The sequence below is a fragment of the Pseudobutyrivibrio sp. LB2011 genome, from assembly GCF_000701765.1.
Classification (GTDB): domain Bacteria; phylum Bacillota; class Clostridia; order Lachnospirales; family Lachnospiraceae; genus Pseudobutyrivibrio; species Pseudobutyrivibrio ruminis.
Window position 1 is genome coordinate 107,288 of sequence record NZ_KL370823.1, and the last position, 20,854, is coordinate 128,141.

23 protein-coding genes are annotated in these 20,854 nt (G+C 40.8%); 7 read left to right on the plus strand and 16 right to left on the minus strand.

Features of this window, described 5'->3' with window-relative positions:
* Positions 1-5: 5 nt before the first annotated feature.
* The 13 genes from T375_RS12175 to T375_RS12235 all read right to left on the minus strand — a co-directional run bounded on the left by T375_RS12175 (position 6) and on the right by T375_RS12235 (position 9,789).
* A complete protein-coding gene (locus tag T375_RS12175) occupies positions 6-1,112 on the minus strand; it encodes a type IV pilus twitching motility protein PilT (RefSeq protein ID WP_044938996.1) in 1,107 nt (368 codons plus the stop codon).
* A gap of 10 nt (positions 1,113-1,122) precedes the next feature.
* On the minus strand, positions 1,123-1,485 hold the full coding sequence (locus T375_RS12180; RefSeq protein WP_044939000.1) for a hypothetical protein: 363 nt from the start codon (positions 1,483-1,485) through the stop codon (positions 1,123-1,125).
* An 8-nt stretch (positions 1,486-1,493) separates the two neighbouring features.
* On the minus strand, positions 1,494-1,877 hold the full coding sequence (locus tag T375_RS12185) for a hypothetical protein (protein ID WP_044939002.1): 384 nt from the start codon (positions 1,875-1,877) through the stop codon (positions 1,494-1,496).
* Positions 1,867-2,361: a DUF4860 domain-containing protein gene (locus T375_RS13360; RefSeq protein WP_049960434.1), complete on the minus strand. Its 495-nt coding sequence runs from the start codon at positions 2,359-2,361 to the stop codon at positions 1,867-1,869. The genes T375_RS12185 and T375_RS13360 overlap by 11 nt, the downstream gene beginning before the upstream one ends.
* Before the next feature lie 2 nt (positions 2,362-2,363).
* Positions 2,364-2,717 (minus strand): hypothetical protein, encoded by a 354-nt coding sequence (locus tag T375_RS12195; protein WP_081822054.1) that lies wholly within the window; start codon positions 2,715-2,717, stop codon positions 2,364-2,366.
* Position 2,718: 1 nt separating this feature from the next.
* Complete coding sequence (locus tag T375_RS12200; protein ID WP_044939005.1) at positions 2,719-3,771, minus strand: type II secretion system F family protein; 1,053 nt, start codon at positions 3,769-3,771, stop codon at positions 2,719-2,721.
* A 10-nt stretch (positions 3,772-3,781) separates the two neighbouring features.
* Positions 3,782-4,744, minus strand: coding sequence for a transglutaminase-like domain-containing protein (locus T375_RS12205; protein ID WP_242839285.1), 963 nt, complete (start codon positions 4,742-4,744; stop codon positions 3,782-3,784).
* Between the two features lie 19 nt (positions 4,745-4,763).
* A complete protein-coding gene (locus T375_RS12210; protein ID WP_044939008.1) occupies positions 4,764-5,186 on the minus strand; it encodes a hypothetical protein in 423 nt (140 codons plus the stop codon).
* Between the two features lie 2 nt (positions 5,187-5,188).
* Positions 5,189-6,433: a BTAD domain-containing putative transcriptional regulator gene (locus T375_RS12215; protein ID WP_044939011.1), complete on the minus strand. Its 1,245-nt coding sequence runs from the start codon at positions 6,431-6,433 to the stop codon at positions 5,189-5,191.
* Between the two features lie 107 nt (positions 6,434-6,540).
* Positions 6,541-7,116: an aminoacyl-tRNA hydrolase gene (gene pth, locus T375_RS12220; protein WP_033152292.1), complete on the minus strand. Its 576-nt coding sequence runs from the start codon at positions 7,114-7,116 to the stop codon at positions 6,541-6,543.
* A gap of 5 nt (positions 7,117-7,121) precedes the next feature.
* Positions 7,122-7,382, minus strand: coding sequence for a septation regulator SpoVG (gene spoVG, locus T375_RS12225; RefSeq protein ID WP_028235339.1), 261 nt, complete (start codon positions 7,380-7,382; stop codon positions 7,122-7,124).
* Positions 7,383-7,384: 2 nt separating this feature from the next.
* Entirely contained in the window at positions 7,385-8,518 is a 1,134-nt protein-coding gene (gene glgD, locus T375_RS12230) for a glucose-1-phosphate adenylyltransferase subunit GlgD (protein ID WP_044939015.1), read from the minus strand.
* Positions 8,515-9,789 carry a glucose-1-phosphate adenylyltransferase gene (locus tag T375_RS12235; RefSeq protein ID WP_044939391.1) on the minus strand — a complete coding sequence of 425 codons (1,275 nt, stop codon included), beginning with the start codon at positions 9,787-9,789 and terminating at the stop codon, positions 8,515-8,517. The genes glgD and T375_RS12235 overlap by 4 nt, the downstream gene beginning before the upstream one ends.
* A gap of 269 nt (positions 9,790-10,058) precedes the next feature.
* Here T375_RS12235 and murC point away from each other — a divergent pair, with 269 nt between their 5' ends.
* From murC to T375_RS12255, 4 genes are all read left to right on the plus strand, one after another.
* On the plus strand, positions 10,059-11,438 hold the full coding sequence (murC, locus tag T375_RS12240; RefSeq protein ID WP_044939018.1) for a UDP-N-acetylmuramate--L-alanine ligase: 1,380 nt from the start codon (positions 10,059-10,061) through the stop codon (positions 11,436-11,438).
* A gap of 211 nt (positions 11,439-11,649) precedes the next feature.
* Positions 11,650-12,777, plus strand: a complete 1,128-nt coding sequence (locus tag T375_RS12245) for a DnaD domain protein (protein WP_044939021.1) — start codon at positions 11,650-11,652, stop codon at positions 12,775-12,777.
* A 14-nt stretch (positions 12,778-12,791) separates the two neighbouring features.
* The gene (locus tag T375_RS12250) at positions 12,792-13,781 is read left to right on the plus strand and encodes an ATP-binding protein (protein WP_044939024.1); all 990 of its coding nucleotides are present in this window, start codon (positions 12,792-12,794) and stop codon (positions 13,779-13,781) included.
* Between the two features lie 28 nt (positions 13,782-13,809).
* Positions 13,810-14,988: a ribose-phosphate pyrophosphokinase gene (locus tag T375_RS12255; protein WP_044939028.1), complete on the plus strand. Its 1,179-nt coding sequence runs from the start codon at positions 13,810-13,812 to the stop codon at positions 14,986-14,988.
* Positions 14,989-15,125: 137 nt separating this feature from the next.
* Here T375_RS12255 and nagB read toward each other — a convergent pair whose 3' ends face one another.
* On the minus strand, positions 15,126-15,851 hold the full coding sequence (gene nagB, locus T375_RS12260; protein ID WP_044939031.1) for a glucosamine-6-phosphate deaminase: 726 nt from the start codon (positions 15,849-15,851) through the stop codon (positions 15,126-15,128).
* A gap of 249 nt (positions 15,852-16,100) precedes the next feature.
* Here nagB and T375_RS12265 point away from each other — a divergent pair, with 249 nt between their 5' ends.
* From T375_RS12265 to T375_RS12275, 3 genes are read left to right on the plus strand one after another with little or no spacing between them, the layout of a single operon-like run.
* Positions 16,101-16,811 carry an N-acetylmannosamine-6-phosphate 2-epimerase gene (locus T375_RS12265; RefSeq protein ID WP_044939033.1) on the plus strand — a complete coding sequence of 237 codons (711 nt, stop codon included), beginning with the start codon at positions 16,101-16,103 and terminating at the stop codon, positions 16,809-16,811.
* A complete protein-coding gene (gene nagA / locus T375_RS12270) occupies positions 16,798-17,952 on the plus strand; it encodes an N-acetylglucosamine-6-phosphate deacetylase (protein ID WP_044939036.1) in 1,155 nt (384 codons plus the stop codon). The genes T375_RS12265 and nagA overlap by 14 nt, the downstream gene beginning before the upstream one ends.
* Entirely contained in the window at positions 17,939-18,784 is an 846-nt protein-coding gene (locus tag T375_RS12275) for a MurR/RpiR family transcriptional regulator (protein WP_044939039.1), read from the plus strand. The genes nagA and T375_RS12275 overlap by 14 nt, the downstream gene beginning before the upstream one ends.
* On the opposite strand, the gene T375_RS12280 is transcribed toward T375_RS12275, so the two are convergent.
* Positions 18,779-19,825, minus strand: a complete 1,047-nt coding sequence (locus T375_RS12280) for a sensor histidine kinase (RefSeq protein WP_197019860.1) — start codon at positions 19,823-19,825, stop codon at positions 18,779-18,781. The two genes, T375_RS12275 and T375_RS12280, sit on opposite strands and share 6 nt — an antisense overlap.
* A gap of 188 nt (positions 19,826-20,013) precedes the next feature.
* The gene (locus T375_RS12285) at positions 20,014-20,751 is read right to left on the minus strand and encodes a LytR/AlgR family response regulator transcription factor (protein WP_044939046.1); all 738 of its coding nucleotides are present in this window, start codon (positions 20,749-20,751) and stop codon (positions 20,014-20,016) included.
* Positions 20,752-20,854: the final 103 nt, after the last annotated feature.

The window sequence follows — 20,854 nt, forward strand, 5'->3', positions numbered from 1 at the left end:
TCTAACTAAACTCCTAATCTTCTTCCTAGCATTTCTGCATTGACAGCAAATTCCATAGCTGTCTCCTTTGTGATTTTGCCTTCACGCACCAATTTGAAAAGGCTAGAATCCATTGATACCATTTCGTCTGTGTCACTTGAATAGATGACACCTTCGATCTGTGGTACCTTGTTTTCTCTGATCATATTTCTGATGGCTGGAGTCACTGTCATGACTTCAAATGCAGGCACAAGTGAACCGTCAACAGCTGGAACAAGCTGCTGAGATACAACTGCCTTTATAACCATAGAAAGCTGTAATGCTATTTGGTGCTGCTGCTCAGAAGGGAATACGTCGATAATTCTATCGATTGTGTTTGCTGCTCCAATGGTGTGCAATGTTGACAGAATTAAATGTCCTGTCTCAGCCGCGGTCATTGCAACGGAAATTGTTTCAGCATCACGCATCTCTCCAAGCAAAATAACATCTGGACTCTGTCTAAGTGAGGCACGAAGTGCAGTCACATAGTTCTCTGTATCTAAGTGGATTTCTCTTTGAGACACGATTGATTTGCCGTGTCTGTGAAGGTATTCCACAGGGTCCTCAAGGGTAATAATATGCTTGTTATAGTTTTTATTAATCTTGTCAACAATACAAGACAAAGTGGTAGACTTACCACTTCCGGCAGGACCTGTTACAAGCACCAAGCCCTTTGACTCATTTGAAAGATTGATTACAGATTCTGGAATGAGTAACTCTTTGTAATCTGGCAGTGTGAATGTGATGACACGAACTACTGCTGCAAAAGTACCTCTTTGCATGAATGCATTAACTCTGAAACGAGAAACATCCTTGATTGCAAATGAGAAATCGTCATCGCCGCCTTCGATGTATTTTGTAATATCTCTGCCTGCAAGCTCATAAATCTGGCGAACCAAATCTTCTGCTTTTGCTGGCATAACTGGACCGTCATCTGGCTCAGCTTTTTCTGTGTAGCCCTGCTCCAATTCTGAACGAGTAAGCACGAGGTCGTTTACTCTGAATGAAACCTCACGGCCTGTAACAATAAATACATCTGAAGCCTTGTATTTTCTAACTGCATCTGTTAAGTAAGTTACAATATTTGTACTCATTTTATCCCCCTCAATCCTCCAATGTTATAACTGGCTGTGTACTGTCTGCTTCCCAAGATGAAACATTCTGCACCTGCCAGCAAGTAATCTCTTTAGATTCAACCTTTACATTTAACACCTGATTTTCATTAATATCAACTGTAAATTCCTGATCCGCCCAATCTGAATCAGCAATTATCTCGTATGCCTGGTTGGATGCGCTGTAATATTCATCAGTATGATTACGAAGCTTCATACTGAGATTGTAGTTGTTGTGACTGGATGAGATGGCAAGGGCTGCAATTACTGCAAATGCCATGCCAATCAGGATAACAACCATCAGCGAGGTACCTATATTTATTATTGTCCTGTTTTCTCTTTTTGTATGCTCCATTGCCACTCCTATTTAAGAGCTTTCTCAACTGCTAAGCTATATATTTCTTCATCTGAAATTGTGGAAACTACCACGTGCATTGTCTGGCACATGCCCTCTGATTCTGGCTCAATAACAAGGCTTGTAACCTTGTATGTTGCTTCTGAATCGTCCACTAGATTCCAGTTGTCGTCGTAGTAATCCGTAAATCCGGTATAGTCATCATTACAGAGATACTCCTCTGCTGCATTACTTGCAAGATTTACTGCCTCAGTGATTTCTTTTGCCTCACCACTTTTTGCAAAGCTTCCAGCAAAGCACTGAATACAAACTGCCGATACGATAATGAAAAAGAAAATTGCAAACATAAGCTCAGTCATGAAAATTCGAGAGCCGTTATTTCTATTCTTCATTAGACTGGCCCTCCTTTGACTTGACACCTATTACCACATCCTGCTTTGCACCAAGGGAATCCTCAAGCTGCACATTGATAGTGCCGTTTTCTCCCTGGCTAAAGCTGATGCTGTTAACTTCCATGATTTTATTTCCAAAATCTGCTGTGGCGCCGGCTGTATCCTTTGCCTCTAGCTCCATCAAATATCCATCGTATTCGTAGATGTAGAGATTGAAGCCACTGCCCTCAGACATTTTGATGCAATCAACACCATCAAATGTATCAAGGGTAACTGCTCCATCAGAATCGTGCTGTCTAACCTCCTCGCGGATGTAGGCGATTGCTGTACGTGCACTTGAGTTGGCTTCATTTGCTAGTACTACTGATCTGTAGGAATTTACAGCCATCAAAAGAACACTCACCGCAGAAAAGGTGAATATCAAAAATAAGACCATTAGAAACATGATGTCTATATTATGTTTTCTAAGTCGTCCCTGTTTCAACGTTAATCCTCCAGATTTATAATCGTAACCTCTGGTCGCATATTCGAACCATAGATAACATAATCAACTCTAAAACGGTCATCATCATAGATGATTCCGTAGTTTTCCTGTAAGTATTCAAAGCTTTCAGGGTATCTGCCTTCAGTGACATAGCACTGGATGATTGCCCTGTCGATGGCATCACTTAAGCTCTGGCGCTGTTCGGTAACTGAGCCAGCTGATGCCTTTGATACTGCAAACAAAAACAGGATAAATATGAGAAGAAACAGCCCCGCAGAAATCATAGTGCTGCCGGCCACGTTCTTCTGTTTGATTTGATGAATGCCGTCTAGGCTTCCAAATCTTGTCTTTGCCATATTAAATCATCCCCGACATAATGTTCAAAAGTGGTAGCATAACTGAAAGTAAAATGATTCCTACAATAACTGAAAGAATAATTACAAGTGTTGGCTCCACTACTGCGATTAAATCGTTAATCTCTTCATCAGCTTCTTCCTGATAGGTTGTTGCAACCTTCTCAAGAACGTTTTCCATATTACCTGTTTTAGCACCAAGGATTGCCATACGTCCGTAGAGACCACCGAAAATACCTGACATAGAAAATGCCTTTCCGATATCCATTGTCTCTGCAAAAGAATCCTTGCACTTTTCAACCTTGTCCTCGAAATCAGGAGCTTCTACGATATTACCGCTGACATCAAGGGCCTGCATAACATCCATTCCACTTGAAAGTGTCATAGCCATTGCAGATGCAAAACGGCTTGTTGCAATTTTAGAATGGATTGATTTGAAACGACGACTCTTGTAAAGGATGTCGTTACGATGATTCTTGCCCCACTCTGTTTTATTGAGAACGATTACATAAATAATAATTGCAAGAAGAATCAATAAAAGAATCACACCGTTTGACTTCATAAATGTACCAACAGCAAGGAAACCAGCTGAAAGGCCATCCATTGTGCCACCAAGCTGTTTAAATACTCTGTTGAATACTGGCATGATTTCTGTTACAAGCACGATGATGATAACAAGCATCATACAAACCATCATAAGTGGGTATGTAACTGCACTTCTGATTGCATTTGAAATTGCCATCTCTCGTGAATAGTGTGCTGCAAGGTTGATGAGAACTGAATCCATTTTACCTGTAGACTCGCCCATCTTTGCCATTTCTACGAAGTAGTCTGGGAAAACGCCAACACTTTCAATTGCCTTTGAAAGTGAGCCTGTCTCTCCAACTACCTGCTCCATCTCTGTAAGGAGCTCTTTTTCTTCTCCACCCTGGGACTCATCAAGCATCATTGTGATTCCCTGTATTGCTGAAACACCACTGGAAATCATCATTCCCATTTCATCTGAGAATGCATAAAGTTCCTCGGGAGTAAGTTGTTTTCTAATTTTTTCGCTCATAGTTACACCTTTAATATTTATACTTCAGTTGATAGTAAGTAGTGTCATCTAAAGTTTTCTTTACTTGACTGTTGCTTGCATACGAACCTAATGTTGGGTCCATAAGCGTCCAATCAGTTCCATCAAACTGGATGATTTTATCTATCCAGCCTGTCTCCTTCGTATATACGGATATCCATGCGTGATACTCCGTGCCGGCGTATCCGATTTCAAGCCGTGTTGGAATACCCTGGGACCTAAGCATCGCCCCCATAAGGGATGCATAGTCAAAACAGATTCCCGTGTTGGTAGCCAATGTACTGTCTACATTTGGAATGTATCCAGACTGAACTGTCTCGGCCTTGTCATAATCGTACTTAACATTTTTGGTGATGTAATGGTAAACGTTCTGCACCACCTCAATGTCGTTGTTTGCGCTGGCCGCCAGCTCCTGGCCCTTTTTCACCGCTTTGGAATTTGCATTGAAATCCACGTAAGCATTTGGATACAGGAACATACTATATTCATCTTTTAGTGTTACGCTCACTGACTGAGTAAATGCCGCCGCATATTGATCATCATGCAAGTTCTCATAGACACCAATTTTGTAGGTGCCACTGCCTTCGGATAGAGGATAGACATCGTAGTTGCCATCCAAATCCATCAGGTAGTTGTAAGTGTTTCCTGCTGGCGTTTCTATTAGCATTCTAACCTTAGCCGCTGAACCTGTGTATTTCACCATAACGTAGCCTTCGGAGGCGTTGCTTGCATCGATGGATGCATCCACATTGGAATAAACCTCCACGCCACTTGCCTCAGGTGTAAGCACCCGGATGGTGTTGTCCCTGGAGCCCTTTGATTCCTTCGCCATGGCACCACTTGAACTGCTTTCTGTGGTGGATGATTCGGAATTAAAGGCTGGCTGTTGATCGCCACAAGCCATAAAGCTAAGAGTAAGAACAATCAGTGAAAGCAAATATTTGTATTTCTTCACTTGCTTCCTCCACTGTTCCTTATTTATTTAAAATTCTAATTAACTCCACTTCACTGTTAAAATCATATTCTTCATCATCTGCAACACTGTAGATTTTGCCCTGCCATGAAGCATTATCTCTGCCTGTCACCATAAGGATGAAGCTATCATTTCCTATCATAGGAAGTAAATCCATAGTTTCAAAAAGCTTTTCTTTTGGATCGATATCTACAATCTTGAGAGTAGGATATGTCTTTTTGAAAGCTCTATATCTAAATTTTTGCGCTGGGAACTCAACAGTATCCAGAAAGCTATTAATGATATTGAAGAAATCATCAACATCGGTATAGCTGATTGGCGACTTGTCGTAGCAGCTGTACAGCTTGCCACTGAAGCTATCCTTGCTTTCTATGGTGATGCCAACACAATTGTGCATTCTTTTCATTCTATCAGAGATGTTCATAGCTATTCCCCTTTAACCATATCCTGAAGCTCTGCTGTGTCTGAATCTGTTCCAGCACTTGCAAGATTAACTGGTGCAAGATGATACTGGATGTAGCGCTTTCTAGATTCCTTGCTAAGGTTTTCGTTGATTCTGGCCTGAACCAAAACGCAGTCCTCCTGAGTGATATCTAAAAGTAAAACTACAAACTGATTGTTACTATATCTGGCGTACATATCGCCACCTCTTGCTGATGTACGGATTGCTTCTGAAAGCTCCTCAGCAAGATTTTCTAATCTGTCGGAATCGTTAAGACCAAAGCCCTTGCCATCTGTGATGGTGCAAAGCATAAGCCATGCTGCCTGGCCTGAACGTCTGATGACACGCTTGATGTATCTGTATGTCTCAACGAAAGTAGGGTATGTGCAGTTGAATGCACCCTGTATTTCTTCCTTAGATGTATCGAGGTTTCTCTTAACCTCGCTAATCATATCTGTATTGTTCTTAATCTGTGCGCCTAGTCTATCAAGCTGGTCGTTCATAGCTGATGCAACGGAAACACCAAGCTCCTCAAACATGAGAGTCTCAGTATCCTCGTATAACTTTAATGCATCCTTTGTGTTACCAACCTCGATGAGGGCACGCATTTCGTATGTCTGCCATCCATCGTAAGGATAGATATCGTTAGCCTTATGGCTAAGCTCATACATTTTCTTGTATTCTTTTTGTAATTCGTATATTTCTAAAAGCTGCTTTAAGCAACGGTCAAAAAGCTTTTTAAGCCTTACCTGAGTAGTTACAACCCACTCGTAGCCACTAAGTGTAGCAAGGAAATCTCCATTATAAAGAGCACAAGCCTCCTCAAGAAGCTTCTGCTGTTCCTTTGCATCCTCTGCACCCAGGGCATTCTTTGCAAGCTCTTCGAATTTGACTGCGTCGCACTCGATAGTCACAAATGGATTGATAGAATATGTTCCACGCTTGATGTAAACATAGTCTTCATCTGGAATATCAAGGGCAGCCAGGGATTTTCTTAATCTAAATACAATAGCTCTAAGGCTATTAGATTCATCAGCAATCTCTTCATTATGGAAAAGATTGTAAATAACCTGATCTCTAGCAATACCGTTTGTGTAATAAACCAGCATCTGGAAAAGCTGATTTACCTTAGTTGTGTTATTACGTTCTAGTACAATAGGCACATCATTACATGTGATATCTAACTTACCTAAAAAATCTGCTTTAATAAGAATTTTTGAATCGTACATAGTTCTCCCTTTTTAGCTAATCCATTTCATTACAAATAAAAGTATAAAATAACAAAATGTTATTGTAAATAACCAAATAGCCTGCAGCTTTCTGCAGGCTATAACAGCTATTCAACTTTTTCTTTGACATTGAATTGGTTCATGGCTCCATCCAAATTATCTTCTAAAAACAACTCTAACGCTCCAATCACCTTGTCCATCGAGGCGTCAACACGCTCTCTGTCCTCAGCGTCATAGTGACCGAGCACATGGCTAACCATGTCACCATTTTCACACTCTCCAACTCCCACACGAATTCGAGGGAACACATTCGAACCGGTATGTGCAATTATATTTTTTAGTCCATTGTGACCACCAGCACTTCCCTTTTTTCTAACTCTGATGTTGCCTGTAGAAAGTGATACATCATCAGAGATAACCAAAAGCTCTGTCTCTGGGTCCACTTCGTAATAGTCGCACATCTCGCGAACGCATTCTCCGCTAAGGTTCATATATGTCTGAGGCTTTACCAACATAACCTTGTGGCCATTTATAACGCCCTTTCCTACAATGCCTTTGTGCTCCTTGTGAGAGACTTCTATCCCAAACTTTTTTGAGATGGCGTCGATGGCTTCAAATCCAACATTATGCCTTGTTCCTTCATATTTCCTTTCAGGATTGCCTAGACCAACAATTAAAAACATAAATCTTACTCTGGGAACTCTTCCTTATACTTATTAAGGATCATTGTCTGCATCTGCTCTCTTGTTGTTGAGCGAATAGGATGAGCAATATCCTTGTAGCCGCCTTCTGAACCACGTCTAGATGGCATAGCGATGAAAAGTCCCTTATCTCCTTCAATAATCTTGATGTCGTGAATAACAAACTCTTCGTCAATTGTTACTGAAACAACTGCCTTCATCTTACCTTCTTTTTCGATTTTACGGATTCTAATGTCTGTGATTTGCATTGTTATACCTCCCCAACTGGCATATCGTATCTGTTTTTGTTTCCGGTAACTATGCGGACTCCGTTTTCCCCAATATATGTGGATCCGCTGAGCAATGTCTCATGGCTTTCAACAATGCAATTCTCTACGTGCACGTTGTCCCCTATGTATGCTCCATTTAAAATGACACAATTCTTAACAACTGAATTGTTGCCAACAAAGGCCTTTTTAAATAGTACAGAATTCTCAACCGTACTGTTAATGATACATCCTCCTGCAACCAATGAATTCGTAACCTTTGAACCTGTGTTGTATTTAGCAGGTGGCAGGTCGTGTGTCTTTGAGAAAACTCCTGGTTCAGTATGGAAGAAGTTATCTCTGACATCCTTTCTAAGGAAATCCATGTTTGCTTTGAAGTAACTATCTACGTCTGCAAGATTTGCCCAATAACCTTCCATTCTGTAGCCGTAGATTCTCTTCATGTTTTTGTATCTGATGAGAATATCTGTTACAAAATTGTACCTGCCCTCTCTATTGCACTCCTCAAGCAAATCGATGAGAGCTCTTCTTCTGATGACATAGACACCAGCTGAAACAATATCAGAAGTAGCAACCATTGGCTTCTCTTCGAACTCTGTAATTCTGCCGTCTCTATCCATCTCTACAACACCGTAGCGGTTGATGTCGTCACCCTCTGGCAACTTTGCACACACTACTGTGATGTCTGCCTGTTTCTTAATGTGGTAATCAAGTACCTTATTGAAATCAAGCTTGTAAACACAATCACCACTTGCAATGATAACATATGGCTCATGTCTTTTCTTTAAGAAATCAATATTTTGCCAAATGGCATCGGCTGTACCTCTGTACCACCAACTATTGTTTGTTGTAACTGTTGGTGTAAATAGGAAGAGACCTCCCTGCTTTCTACCAAAGTTCCACCACTTTGCTGAATTAAGATGCTCGTTCAATGAACGTGCGTTGTACTGCGACAGCACAGCAACTGTCTGGATGTGTGAGTTTGTCATGTTTGAAAGGACAAAATCAATACATCTATAGCTTCCACCTACTGGCATCGCTGCGATAGCGCGCTTCTCAGTAAGCTCATGCATTCTACTGCTGTTTCCACCTGCTAGAATAATACCTAATGCTTTCATACTCGATCACCTGCCTTGATAATATAGCCGCCACTAGCCAACTGTCCGTCAGGATAATCTGCTTCGCTAGTCTCGCCCTTGATAGCTGTGTTTTTACCTATAGTAACGTTTGCTGGAACAACTGAGTTCTCCCCGATAACTGCCAATCCAAATGAATAGATGCTGGCGTTAAGCTTGCTCTCAGCCTCGGCTCCCTGTCCGATTTTTGTTCCTTCGCCTATGACTGTATTCTCGGCGATAATCGATTTATCTACTACACAGTTCTTTCCAATAACTGCGCCTTCCATAATAATTGAATCGCGAACCACCGCGCCTTCATCAATTACTACACCTGCGCCTAGAACTGAGTTGTACACCTCTCCATAAATCTGAGCACCTGCTCCAATTATTGCTTTTTCAACTACTGCAGTAGATGCAACAAACTGTGGCTCAATGATATTTTGATTAGTGTAAATCTTCCAGAACTCTTCATATAAGTTAAACTCTGGAATCAAATCAATAAGCTCCATATTGGCTTCCCAATATGATCCAAGTGTTCCTACATCCTTCCAATAGCTGTTGAATTCGTAGGCATACATTGGAGCTCCCTTTTCGTGGAGGTATGGTAAAACGTGTTTACCAAAATCGCAATTGCTCTGATTCTTAAGAGCAAGGAGCGATTCCTTTAATGCCTTCCAACTAAATATATAGATACCCATTGAAGCAAGGTTGCTTCTTGGATGCTCTGGCTTTTCTTCGAATTCGCTGATACGTTTTTCATCATCAGCAATAACAACTCCAAATCGAGATGCTTCTTCGATTGGTACTGGAATTACCGCGATTGTAACATCAGCACCTTTTGCCTTATGAAAATCCAACATGGCTTCATAATCCATCTTGTAGATATGATCTCCTGAGAGAATCAATACATACTCTGGATTATAGTTCTCCATGTACTTAAGATTTTGGAAAATGGCGTTGGCTGTGCCTGAATACCACTCACTTGTGTCGCTCTTCTCATAAGGAGGAAGAACGGTCACACCACCATTATTCCTGTCCAAGTCCCAAGGAATACCGATTCCTATGTGTGAATTAAGTACTAATGGCTGGTACTGAGTAAGTACGCCAACGGTATCAATTCCTGAATTGATACAATTTGACAGAGGGAAATCGATTATTCGATATTTACCTCCGAAAGAAACTGCTGGCTTCGCTACATCTGAAGTTAGAACCCCCAGTCTGCTTCCCTGCCCGCCAGCGAGAAGCATGGCAATCATTTCTTTTCTAATCATCCTATCATCTGCCTTTCTCATGGTGTCAGTTAAGGATGTGCATAACGCACTCCCCGTTGTGAATTGTAATTAAATTCACAATCTTGTACATTTAGTATAACAAAGTGAATATTTTGGTGCAATAATATTCATAATTTTTTACTATAACATCGTTAATAGTTAGACAATTCCCCGTAAATTTTACTAATTCATATAATGTACCTTGAAACTCAAGGTTTTTAGGTTTAAATTATTGAGGGTATAATAATATATAAAGAAGGAAATTTTTCATGTACAAAATTGATTTTAATAACAAGATACACGTGCACTTTATTGGAATCGGTGGAATAAGCATGAGCGGCCTTGCTGAGATATTGCTTGGCGCTGGCTTTACTATCTCTGGTTCTGATAGAGAAGAAAGTGATCTCACAGCTCATTTAGCATCACTTGGAGCAAAGGTTAGTTATCCACAGGCAGCTGAAAATATCACATCAGATATCGACCTTATTGTTTATACTGCTGCAATCCGTGAGGATAACCCTGAGTTTGCTGCTGCAAAAGCTTCTGGCAAGCCAATGCTTACAAGAGCTGAGCTCCTCGGTGAGATTATGGAGAACTACGGTCGTTCAATTGCCGTTGCAGGAACTCACGGCAAGACAACAACCACATCAATGGTTAGCCAGATTCTCCTTGAGACTGCAGACGACCCTACTATTTCTGTAGGCGGTATCTTGGATGCTATTGGAAGCAATGTTCATGTTGGCGACAGCGATGTATTTATTACAGAAGCTTGTGAATACACAAACAGCTACCATTCATTCTTCCCTAAATACAACATTATTCTTAATGTAGAAGCAGATCACCTTGATTTCTTCAAGAATCTTGAGAACTATCGCGCTTCATTTAAGAAGTTTGCCGGCAACACATCAGACGACGGTATTCTTATTATTAATAATGAGATTGATGACGTTAAGTATTTCACTGAGGGATTAAAGTGTCAGGTTATCACCTATTCTCTTAAGGAAGGCGCTGATATTTATCCTACAGACATTACATATAATGAAAAGGGCTTTGCAAGCTTTACTCCTGTATTCAACGGAAAGGCTATGGAAAGAGTTTCATTAAATGTTCCTGGCGACCACAACATCAGCAATTCACTTGCTGCTATCGCACTCGCTACTGAGATGGGCATTTCATTTGACCATATCAAGGCAGGACTTGCAAAGTTCGGCGGTGCTCACAGACGTTTTGAGCTTAAGGGACATTTCAATGGTGCAACTGTAATTGATGACTACGCTCATCACCCAACAGAAATCGCTGCCAGCCTTGCAGCTGCTGCAAACTATCCACACAACAGAGTGGTTGTTTGCTTCCAGCCACACACATACACTCGTACACTTAGCTTCCTTGACGATTTCGCTAAAGCTCTTTCAGCAGCAGATGTTGTTGTTCTTGCAGACATCTATGCAGCTAGAGAACCAGATATCTACGGTGTTAGCTCAAAGGACATTGCAGATAGAATCGAAAAGCTAGGAACCGAAGTTCATTATTTGGGTTCTTTTGACCAATGTGAAAAATTTTTAGAAAAAAATATTGTAAACAATGACTTGTTGATAACTATGGGCGCAGGAAATGTGTATTTAGTAGGCGAACACCTACTTCAGAAATAGTTATCCACATTATCCACATTTTTGAACGGATTTATCCCCCTCGAAAATGTGGATTTTTTTATGCCCTATTTTCAATGGGTCATAATAGTTATCCACATTATCCACAGACCCCACAAACCCTTTATTTACAAGGGTTTGCGGGGTCTCGCCTCTTTTCTTTTCAGAATTACTTTGATATAATTCGGTTCATTAAGAGGGAGAGGATTTGAATATGGCTGACATCATGCTACATACCAGCACTAACACTGGTTTTACTTGCATTTCTAATACTTTTATTGACGATTACATGAAAGATGCCAATGGAGAGTACGTAAAGATTTACCTTTATCTGCTTCGTTGTCTTAATCGAGAGGATTTTGATTTTTCCATCTCGCAGTTGGCGGACTGCTTAGACCACACAGAAAAAGATGTAATGCGTGCATTTACTTATTGGGAGAAAGTAGGCTTGCTTCGTCTTGAGTACTCTGCAGATAATGAGCTTTCAGGAATCTGTCTAGTGGATGTGAATGATATGCACTCATTCACATCAGTAAACTACACTGCACCTACCACTGCGGCTCCAGCTTCTGTCGCTGCTGCCACAGGCGCACCTGCAGTTTCAGATAAGGCTATTAACAACACTGTACCATTCAGACCAAGCTACAGCTCAGACCAGCTTGATGCTTTCAAGGAGAACGACGAGGTTAGCGATCTTATTTTCGCTACACAGACTTACTTCAAGAGACCACTTTCTGTAACAGATATGAACACACTATTATTCTGGTACGACAGTCTCCACATGTCTGTTGATTTGATTCAGTATCTCATTGAGACTAGCATCGACGAAGGTCACAGCAGCATCCACTACATGGACACTGTTGCCCGTAACTGGGCCGACGATGGAATCACTACAGTAGCTGAAGCAATTAAATCCAGCAGTGCACATACAAACGCAGCTTACACAATCAAGCGTGCACTTGGCATCGGAAATCGCGATTTAGTTGATTCAGAGTTAAACTACATCGACAAATGGGTTAACGTTTACAACTTTTCACTTGATATCATCACAGAAGCATGTGAACGCACCATCACACAGACTAATAAACCAAGCTTTAAATACGCAGATACAATCATCACTAGCTGGCACAATTCAGGGGTAAAGTCTCTTGATGACATTGCTAAGCTTGATTCGGAATTTACAAAGGCATCTGTTGCTAAGCTTTCTTCTGCAAACCGTGCAAAGGCAGCTCAGACAAACAGCGCCACAGCGGCTCGTGCAAAGGCCAACAACAAGTTCCACAATTTCTCGCAGAGAGATTATGATTTTGAAGCACTTGAAAAGAAGCTTCTTGGGCACTAAAGGGAGGTTAATTTATGGCATTATCTAATGAGCAGTATGACGCACTTATGCGCGAATACAATCACAAGCAGTCACGTAACAACCAGATTGTTTCTTACCGCACAAACGAGTTATACTCTGCTATTCCAGCCCTTTCAGAGCTAGATGACGAAGTATCAAAGGTTTCAGTATCTTCTATTACTGCTATCTTTGAAGGTAAAAGTATTTCTGAAGCTTCCGCTGACTCAAAGCGCAAGCTTTCTCAGCTTAAGGAACGTCGTATGCAGCTTATTAAATCTGCAGGTTTCCCTGTAGATTATCTTGAGCCACCATACGATTGTCCTGATTGCAAAGACACTGGCTATATCAATGGAAAACGCTGCCATTGCTTCAAGCAGGCAGCTATTAACATTGTCTACAGACAGTCTAATATCAGCAACATTCTTGCCAAGGAAAACTTCAATGCATTTGATTTAAATGTATACGATGAGGATTATTATGAGGATAATTCTGATATAGATGCTCGTTCAAATGCTAAAATAGCGCTAGAAAGAGCGAAAAACTTTGTGCAGAATTTTAGGGAAAAAGGTGGTAATCTCTTGTTGCTTGGACAGACAGGGTGTGGAAAAACCTTTCTTTCCAACTGTATCGCAAAAGCTCTTTTAGACGAAGGCATATCTGTTATTTACTTCACAGCGTCAGAGCTTTTCAGAGTTTTTGAAGAACAGACTTTTAAGAAGAACGCAAACGTAGCGGATCTTCATGATCAAATATTCGATTGTGACTTATTAATCATCGATGATTTAGGCACAGAGTTTCAGAATTCTTTCACTACAGCACGCCTATTTCAATGCTTAAATGAAAGATTACTTCGTAGTAAATCAACTATAATTTCAACTAATTTTTCTCTTGAAGATTTAAGAGACACCTACAGCGAACGTATTACTTCGCGAGTATTCTCTAACTATGAGACTATCAAGCTCATTGGAAATGATATTCGCATCAAAAAAGTAATATCAAAATAATTAATTTAATATTAGCAAGGAGCAAAACATGCCAAACAATGAAATCGTGTTGGAAAACACACCACCTATGGCAGAGCTAGGAATTATTCCTCACAAGAGCTGTACAGCCATCGCAGAACGCGTTAACGACTATCTTCTTCAGTGGAGACAGGAACGCAAGAGTGATCAGTCAATCATTACTCTCGCAGGTTACCGCAGCGATTCTTACATCGTAAAGGCTGATTGCCCACGTTTCGGTTCAGGAGAAGCAAAGGGTATCATCAACCAGTCAGTTAGAGGACTTGATTTATACATCCTCGTAGATGTTACAAACTACAGCCTTACATACAGCGTTTGTGGTCACGAGAACCACATGAGTCCAGACGATATCTTCTGTGACTTAAAGCGTATCATCGCAGCAGCAATGGGAAAAGCTAAGCGTATCACAGTTATCATCCCATTCCTTTATGAAGGCAGACAGCACCGCAGAAGTGCTCGTGAATCTCTTGACTGTGCAATGGCACTTCAAGAACTTGTAAACATGGGTGTAGACAACATCATCACATTTGATGCTCACGACCCACGTGTACAGAATGCTATTCCACTTCACAGCTTTGAGACAGTTTCTCCTACATACCAGTTCCTTAAGGCTATCCTCAAGAACTGCAAGGACCTTACTCTCGACAATGATCACCTTATGATCATCTCTCCAGATGAAGGTGGTACAAAGAGAGCCGTATACATGGCTTCTGTCCTTGGCGTAAATGTTGGTATGTTTTACAAGCGTCGTGATTACAGCCGCATCGTAGACGGACGTAATCCTATCGTAGCACACGAATTCCTTGGAAATGACGTAGCTGGCAAGGACGTTATCATCGTAGATGACATGATTTCTTCTGGCGAGTCAATGATAGACGTAGCTACAGAGCTCAAGAAGCGCAACGCAAAGCGTATCTTCGTAGTAGCTACATTCGGACTCTTCACAAACGGAATGGAGAAGTTCGACAAGGCCGTAGCTGACGGCATCATCTACAAGGTTGTTACAACAAACCTTACATACCTTACAGATGAAGTCCTCAACAAGGACTACTTCATCAAGTGCGACATGTCAAAGTACATCGCATACATCATCGATACCCTCAACCACGAGTGCTCAATCTCAGAGCTCCTCAACCCATACGGACGTATCGAAAAGCTCATCACAAAGTACAAAAACGGCGAATACTAAGCCGCACCCTTCTGGGCCCCTCTCTTATGAGGGGCTCTTTTTATTGCCCGCACCCACCCCGCCAGGGGATTGGGGGCTGGGCGGGTGCGGGCATAAAAAGAGCCCCGGGTGTGGTACCTGGGGCCGTAGGGTGCGGTTTAGAGTTGGGATGCGGCGGCTTCGTCGCAGATTACGGTTACGTCCGGATGGGTTTGGAGGACTGAGCCTGGCACGGCTTCGGTGACGGGGCCGGTTAGGACTTTGGCAAGGGCGTCTGCTTTGGCGGTGCCGGTTACGATGAGTAAGATGCGCTTGGCGCTCATGATGGTTTTGATGCCCATGGAGTAGGCCTGTCTTGGGACGTCTTCGATTTTTTCGAAGAGGCGGGAGTTGGCGCGGATGGTGCTTTCGGTAAGGTCTACCAAGTGAGTGGTTTCGGTGAAGGGTGTGCCTGGTTCGTTGAAACCGATGTGTCCGTTTTCGCCAAGCCCGAGGATCTGAAGGTCTGCTCCACCAAGGGATTGTACCATTTCTTCGTAGGATGCACATTCTGTATCAGGGTCTGCTGCTAAGCCGTTTGGTAAATGGGTGTTTGCATGGTCAATGTCTACCTTTGAGAATAGGTGCTGATTCATGAAGTAGTGGTAGCTGTTTACATCATCGTCTGCAAGGCCTGCGTATTCGTCCAGGTTTACGGTTCGGACGTTTTTGAATGATATTTCGCCGGCGTTGTACATTTCTACTAGTTCCTTGTACATGCCTACTGGTGATGAGCCAGTGGCAAGGCCAAGGATACTGTCATTTTTTTCTTTTATTTGAGCTGCTACAAGAGCCGCTGCCCTCTTGCTTACAGCATCGTAATCTTTTTCTTTGTAAATCTTCATTTCGTAAATACCTCAGTTTTATTATGTTATTATTGTACTAACAATATGTGTTTAGAGTTTGCGCTATCTCTTTCGTAAACTCATTATATGGACCGCCAGAGTTTAGCGTCAATTAAACGGAGCACTTCTGAAACGGCTTTCATATAAATAATCCGATGATATAAATTTGATGTTAGTACTTTCATAAACATGCTAAATCATTGAGGAATAGAAATATGTTTCTTACAATAGAGACATAAGGAGTTACCTATGAATCATAATTCTCAAATTTTAAATCAAATAAAAGGTGGATTAGTGGTTTCCTGCCAAGCCCTTGAAAGCGAACCTCTCCATAGTAGCTTCATTATGGGAAGGATGGCGAAGGCGGCTGTGGAAGGCGGCGCAGTTGGAATCAGAGTAAACGGGCCTGATGACATTGCCGAGATAAAAAAAACTACCGATGTTCCTATTATTGGATTGTGGAAGCGGGAATACGATGATTCAGAAATCTACATCACTCCTACCATGACAGAAATCGATGCTCTCGCTGAAGCTGGGGTGGATATCATTGCTACTGATGCCACAGATAGGATCAGGCCAGGTGGCATTACACTTGACAGCTTTTTCAAAGAGGTTCGAGCAAAGTATCCGGATATGCTTTTTATGGCAGATTGCTCTACTTTCGAAGAAGGTGTTAAAGCCCAGGAGCTTGGGTTCGATATTGTCAGCACTACTCTAGCTGGTTACACCAAGGAAACCGCAGGGCGCCAATTACCGGATTTTGACATGCTTGAAAGGCTTGTCGCCACACTCAGTATTCCTGTAATTTGCGAAGGCGGCATTTGGGAGGTGGCTCAGCTTCAAAAGGCCTTTGAGCTTGGATGTCACTGCGCTGTTATTGGCAGCGCAATCACCAGGCCACAGCTGATTACAAAACGATTTACCGATTCAATCAAGGAGATTAAAAATGAAAATAATTAACGGTAGCGTGTTTTTGGAAGACGGAAAATTTGATGAAGTTGATGTTGTTTGTAAGGATGGGTTGATTTCAGATATCGGCCAGGATGTTGCTTCATCTATCGATACAGAAATATTTGATGCCAGCGATTGCTATGTTATCCCTGGTTTGTGTGATATACATCTCCATGGATGCATGAGCTTTGATGCTTGTGATGGCACAAAGGAAGCACTTGCTGCCATGGCAAAATACGAGGCAAGCGTAGGCGTCACTTCTATCCTGCCAACGACCATGACATATCCGGAAGAGACTCTTACTACTATTGCTAAGGCTATAGCAGACTATCGTAAATACGATAATGATACAGAAGGATTTGCTACTATTCACGGCATAAATATGGAAGGCCCATTCATTTCACCTGAAAAGAAGGGCGCTCAGAATCCTAAGTATATACAAAACCCAGATTACGATATGTTCCACCGTATAAACGTAGCCAGTGGTAATTCAGTTCGTTTATGCGATATCGCCCCTGAAACTGATGGCGCAATGGAGTTCATCGATAAGGCAAAGGACGAAACAAGAATATCCTTGGCTCATACCACTGCAGACTATGACACTTGCAAAGAAGCTTTTAAGCTCGGCGCAAAGCATCTTACTCACCTGTTCAATGCAATGCCAGCATTTACACACCGTGCTCCTGGTCCAATAGGTGCTGCTGCAGAAAATGAAAATGTCACACCAGAGCTTATCTGCGACGGTGTCCATGTGTATCCTGCTGCAGTAAATATAATGTACAAGGTGTTCGGTGCAGACAGACTTATTATGATTAGTGATTCTATGCGTGCCACAGGACTGCCTGATGGAGAATACGAACTGGGTGGCCAGCCTGTAATTGTAAAGGGCCGCAGAGCCACACTTCACGATGGCACTATCGCCGGTTCTGCCACTAACCTCTTCGACTGCATGATGACAGCTGTTAAGGAAATGAACATTCCTCTTGCAGATGCCATTCTTTGTGCTTCTAGAAATCCCGCTAGAGCTATTGGTGTGTACGACACCGTCGGTTCCATCACTATTGGCAAACAGGCGGATTTTGTTATAATTAATAAATCCGATCTAAGTATTAAAAAAGTCATAGTAAGAGGTAAATATGTCAACAGTTGATACAACTAAAGATAAAATTCGAGAAGCCTACGATAACTTGACTAAATCAGAGCAGCAGGTTGCAGATTACTTTTTGGAGAACACTGAAATCAGCGATTTTTCATCAAAGCATATCTCCTTGCTGCTATACGTTTCTGAGGCTACACTTTCACGTTTTGCCAAGAAATGCGGGTTTAAGGGCTACCGCGAATTTGTTTACATGTACGAGCTGGATTTCAAGGATTACTTCACTGAAAAGGAAGAAAAAGAAATCTCTGATATCACTCGCTCTGTTCGCAAAAACTATAAAGACATTATGGTGAAAGCCTTCGATTTGATTGATGAAGATCAGATGCGACGCATCGCCACCAAGCTCAGCAACACCGAATACACTGTTCCTGTGTACGGCATGGGTTCAAGTGGATATGTTGCCCGAGAGTTCCAGCTTCGCTTCATGCGACTGGGTCTTGATGTTATCGCAATTACGGATTCCCAGATGATTGCCATGAATGCCTCTTTAGTTAAAAGAGGATCTTTAGTTTTGGCTTTTTCTATCAGTGGTACTACAAAAGTTGTTATCGACGGCATCAAAAAGGCAAAGCAAAACGGAGCACGTGTAGTTCTTTTCACCGCCTCTAAGGACAAAAAATTAGCAGAGCTTTGCGATGAAATCGTTGAAGTTGCCTACCTCAAGGAACTTGAAAAAGGCACCAAGATTTCGCCACAAATATCTCTGCTGATATTAATAGACGTTCTATACTCTTACTATTTTGCTAACGACTCTTTCTTTAAGGCTGAGAAATATAAACGTACTTTATCAGCATTGGAGATTGAGAAAAACTCGTTGTTATAAGAGTATTTCAATACTAAATACACCGTTATCATCTTTTATATTCATTTTACCGTCGTATTTATTTACGACGGTTTTTACGTTTGACAAGCCGTGTCCATGTGATATCTTATCACTCTTTGTTGTTTGAATTGTTCCATCCTGAATACTAAGTGTTCTATGTGTTGGATTTTTTTCTATTATGCATAAGTATTCATTGTATGGATAGCTTACTAAATCAATTGTATCCCCTTTTTCACAAGCTTCAATTGCATTGTTCAATATATTTGAAAAGATAATACAAAGCTCATAATCTGCGATTTTATTTTTTTGAAGTAATGACACTTGCAAATTCAATTTTATTCCAAGTTCATCACACTTTTCTAATTTACGTCCTAAAATACCATCTACTACAGTATTTCCTGAAATAACGACATTGTTTAATGTCTTAGAATGCTCCAGCAATTTTTCACAGTATTCTTTAATTCCCTCTATATCTTTTTTCTGAGACAAGGAATATAACGCATTTAGATGAGCATTTAAATCATGTCGATAGGCATGAAGTCTTTGCTCATTTTCAATGATTGCCTCTACCTGTTCCTTCTGTGATTGTATAGAAACCTGCTGATGTATTAGCTTATTTTGCTCTTCAAGAATCCTTCGATTCAAAAGTATTGATTTTATGCTGAGGTAATATATCAGAACGCAAATTATAGTTGTTGCAACTATATATATCTGCAAAGTGCTGTGATTATATTGCCCCCTTTGGAGTATTCCAAGGCCTCCCATAGATATACCTATAAATATCGTATATACGTTAAAGAGTATCATCTCACTTCTTGTGAAGTTCATTTCAACACGATATTTATAATACCTTTTTAGTCCGTATAATATCAGTAAAATAACATACGTAATTCCTAGGCATAGAATCTTTCTAATTCCAAATCCATTCACTATATTTTTATCATACAAAAAGTAATCCCATATAGTGTTACATGAAGCGCAGATTCCTACTATAGGAAAATACATTCCATATGCCTGTTTTGAATCAATATCGTATATCATCGGAAACGATAATCCCATTATGAAGCAAAACAAATCTAATGTAACGATCCCAGTCTTGTACAGCCATACAGCGCAAAGGACAATAAGCAGTCCCACTATATGCTTTTTCCATTTAGGCATTATGAATTTTATATTCAAAATAATGGTATAAAAGAATAAGAATTGGCCTTCTAATAATACCGCGTAAATTATTCGCCCCAACCTAATCTCCCTTTAATATTATTTACCAAATATTTGCTATAATCATCTTTCAACTCGTTATAATACTTTCTCCCAACAGGCAGTACTACTCCATTCGTCAAAACCAATTCTTTATATTTGATTTTTAGAATGTAATCCATGTTTACTAGAAATGACTTATGACATCTGACAAATGAATCTCCTAATTCGTCTATCCAATTTATAATTGAAACGTGCATTAAATCGCTCACAGTTCCGTCGTTTAACGCTATTTTTGTATAATTACCATCTGCCTGAATATATGATATTTCTGTCGCTCTTACTCTATTGTTTCCAAAATCCACTCTCACTGCTTGGGAATAGACGTTATATACATGAGTGAGCCATTTATTAATGCTGTCTACTGTTATCGGTTTTACGACAAATCCCATAACCTTCATACCGAAAGCATCCTGCATCACATTTATATGGTTTGAGACAAAAACAATTCTTTCTACCTTCTCATCATCACAAAGAATATTTTTCACCTCAAGCCCATTGATTCCAGGCATTTCTATGTCTAAAAACACCAGATTTATTTGATTCTTTTCTTCTTTTAAAGAACCAATCAGCTCGTCACCCGATGTATATTCCTTTATTTCATATTCTGCTTTTTTTGACGAAAAGAAATTTGAGACATATTTTTTAATCTCATCTCTGCTTTCTTTGTTATCATCACAGACTACAACTGTAAATCTATTATTCATTCACATTATTCCTCTATTAGAATATTACTATAAATAAGCCTCAAGATAAATAAAAAGTCCAGCATTTGCCAGACTTTTTACGTTAACCATTTTAATGTCTTGG

Bases quoted from the DNA above. Each gene is read 5' to 3' on its own strand.
- T375_RS12175 (WP_044938996.1), bottom strand. From the start codon at position 1,112: ATGAGTACAAATATTGTAACTTACTTAACAGATGCAGTTAGAAAATAC.
- T375_RS12180 (WP_044939000.1), bottom strand. From the start codon at position 1,485: ATGGAGCATACAAAAAGAGAAAACAGGACAATAATAAATATAGGTACC.
- T375_RS12185 (WP_044939002.1), bottom strand. From the start codon at position 1,877: ATGAAGAATAGAAATAACGGCTCTCGAATTTTCATGACTGAGCTTATG.
- T375_RS12195 (WP_081822054.1), bottom strand. From the start codon at position 2,717: ATGGCAAAGACAAGATTTGGAAGCCTAGACGGCATTCATCAAATCAAA.
- T375_RS12200 (WP_044939005.1), bottom strand. From the start codon at position 3,771: ATGAGCGAAAAAATTAGAAAACAACTTACTCCCGAGGAACTTTATGCA.
- T375_RS12210 (WP_044939008.1), bottom strand. From the start codon at position 5,186: ATGAACATCTCTGATAGAATGAAAAGAATGCACAATTGTGTTGGCATC.
- T375_RS12215 (WP_044939011.1), bottom strand. From the start codon at position 6,433: ATGTACGATTCAAAAATTCTTATTAAAGCAGATTTTTTAGGTAAGTTA.
- pth (WP_033152292.1), bottom strand. From the start codon at position 7,116: ATGTTTTTAATTGTTGGTCTAGGCAATCCTGAAAGGAAATATGAAGGA.
- spoVG (WP_028235339.1), bottom strand. From the start codon at position 7,382: ATGCAAATCACAGACATTAGAATCCGTAAAATCGAAAAAGAAGGTAAG.
- glgD (WP_044939015.1), bottom strand. From the start codon at position 8,518: ATGAAAGCATTAGGTATTATTCTAGCAGGTGGAAACAGCAGTAGAATG.
- T375_RS12235 (WP_044939391.1), bottom strand. From the start codon at position 9,789: ATGATTAGAAAAGAAATGATTGCCATGCTTCTCGCTGGCGGGCAGGGA.
- murC (WP_044939018.1), top strand. From the start codon at position 10,059: ATGTACAAAATTGATTTTAATAACAAGATACACGTGCACTTTATTGGA.
- T375_RS12245 (WP_044939021.1), top strand. From the start codon at position 11,650: ATGGCTGACATCATGCTACATACCAGCACTAACACTGGTTTTACTTGC.
- T375_RS12250 (WP_044939024.1), top strand. From the start codon at position 12,792: ATGGCATTATCTAATGAGCAGTATGACGCACTTATGCGCGAATACAAT.
- T375_RS12255 (WP_044939028.1), top strand. From the start codon at position 13,810: ATGCCAAACAATGAAATCGTGTTGGAAAACACACCACCTATGGCAGAG.
- nagB (WP_044939031.1), bottom strand. From the start codon at position 15,851: ATGAAGATTTACAAAGAAAAAGATTACGATGCTGTAAGCAAGAGGGCA.
- T375_RS12265 (WP_044939033.1), top strand. From the start codon at position 16,101: ATGAATCATAATTCTCAAATTTTAAATCAAATAAAAGGTGGATTAGTG.
- nagA (WP_044939036.1), top strand. From the start codon at position 16,798: ATGAAAATAATTAACGGTAGCGTGTTTTTGGAAGACGGAAAATTTGAT.
- T375_RS12275 (WP_044939039.1), top strand. From the start codon at position 17,939: ATGTCAACAGTTGATACAACTAAAGATAAAATTCGAGAAGCCTACGAT.
- T375_RS12280 (WP_197019860.1), bottom strand. From the start codon at position 19,825: ATGATATACGATATTGATTCAAAACAGGCATATGGAATGTATTTTCCT.
- T375_RS12285 (WP_044939046.1), bottom strand. From the start codon at position 20,751: ATGAATAATAGATTTACAGTTGTAGTCTGTGATGATAACAAAGAAAGC.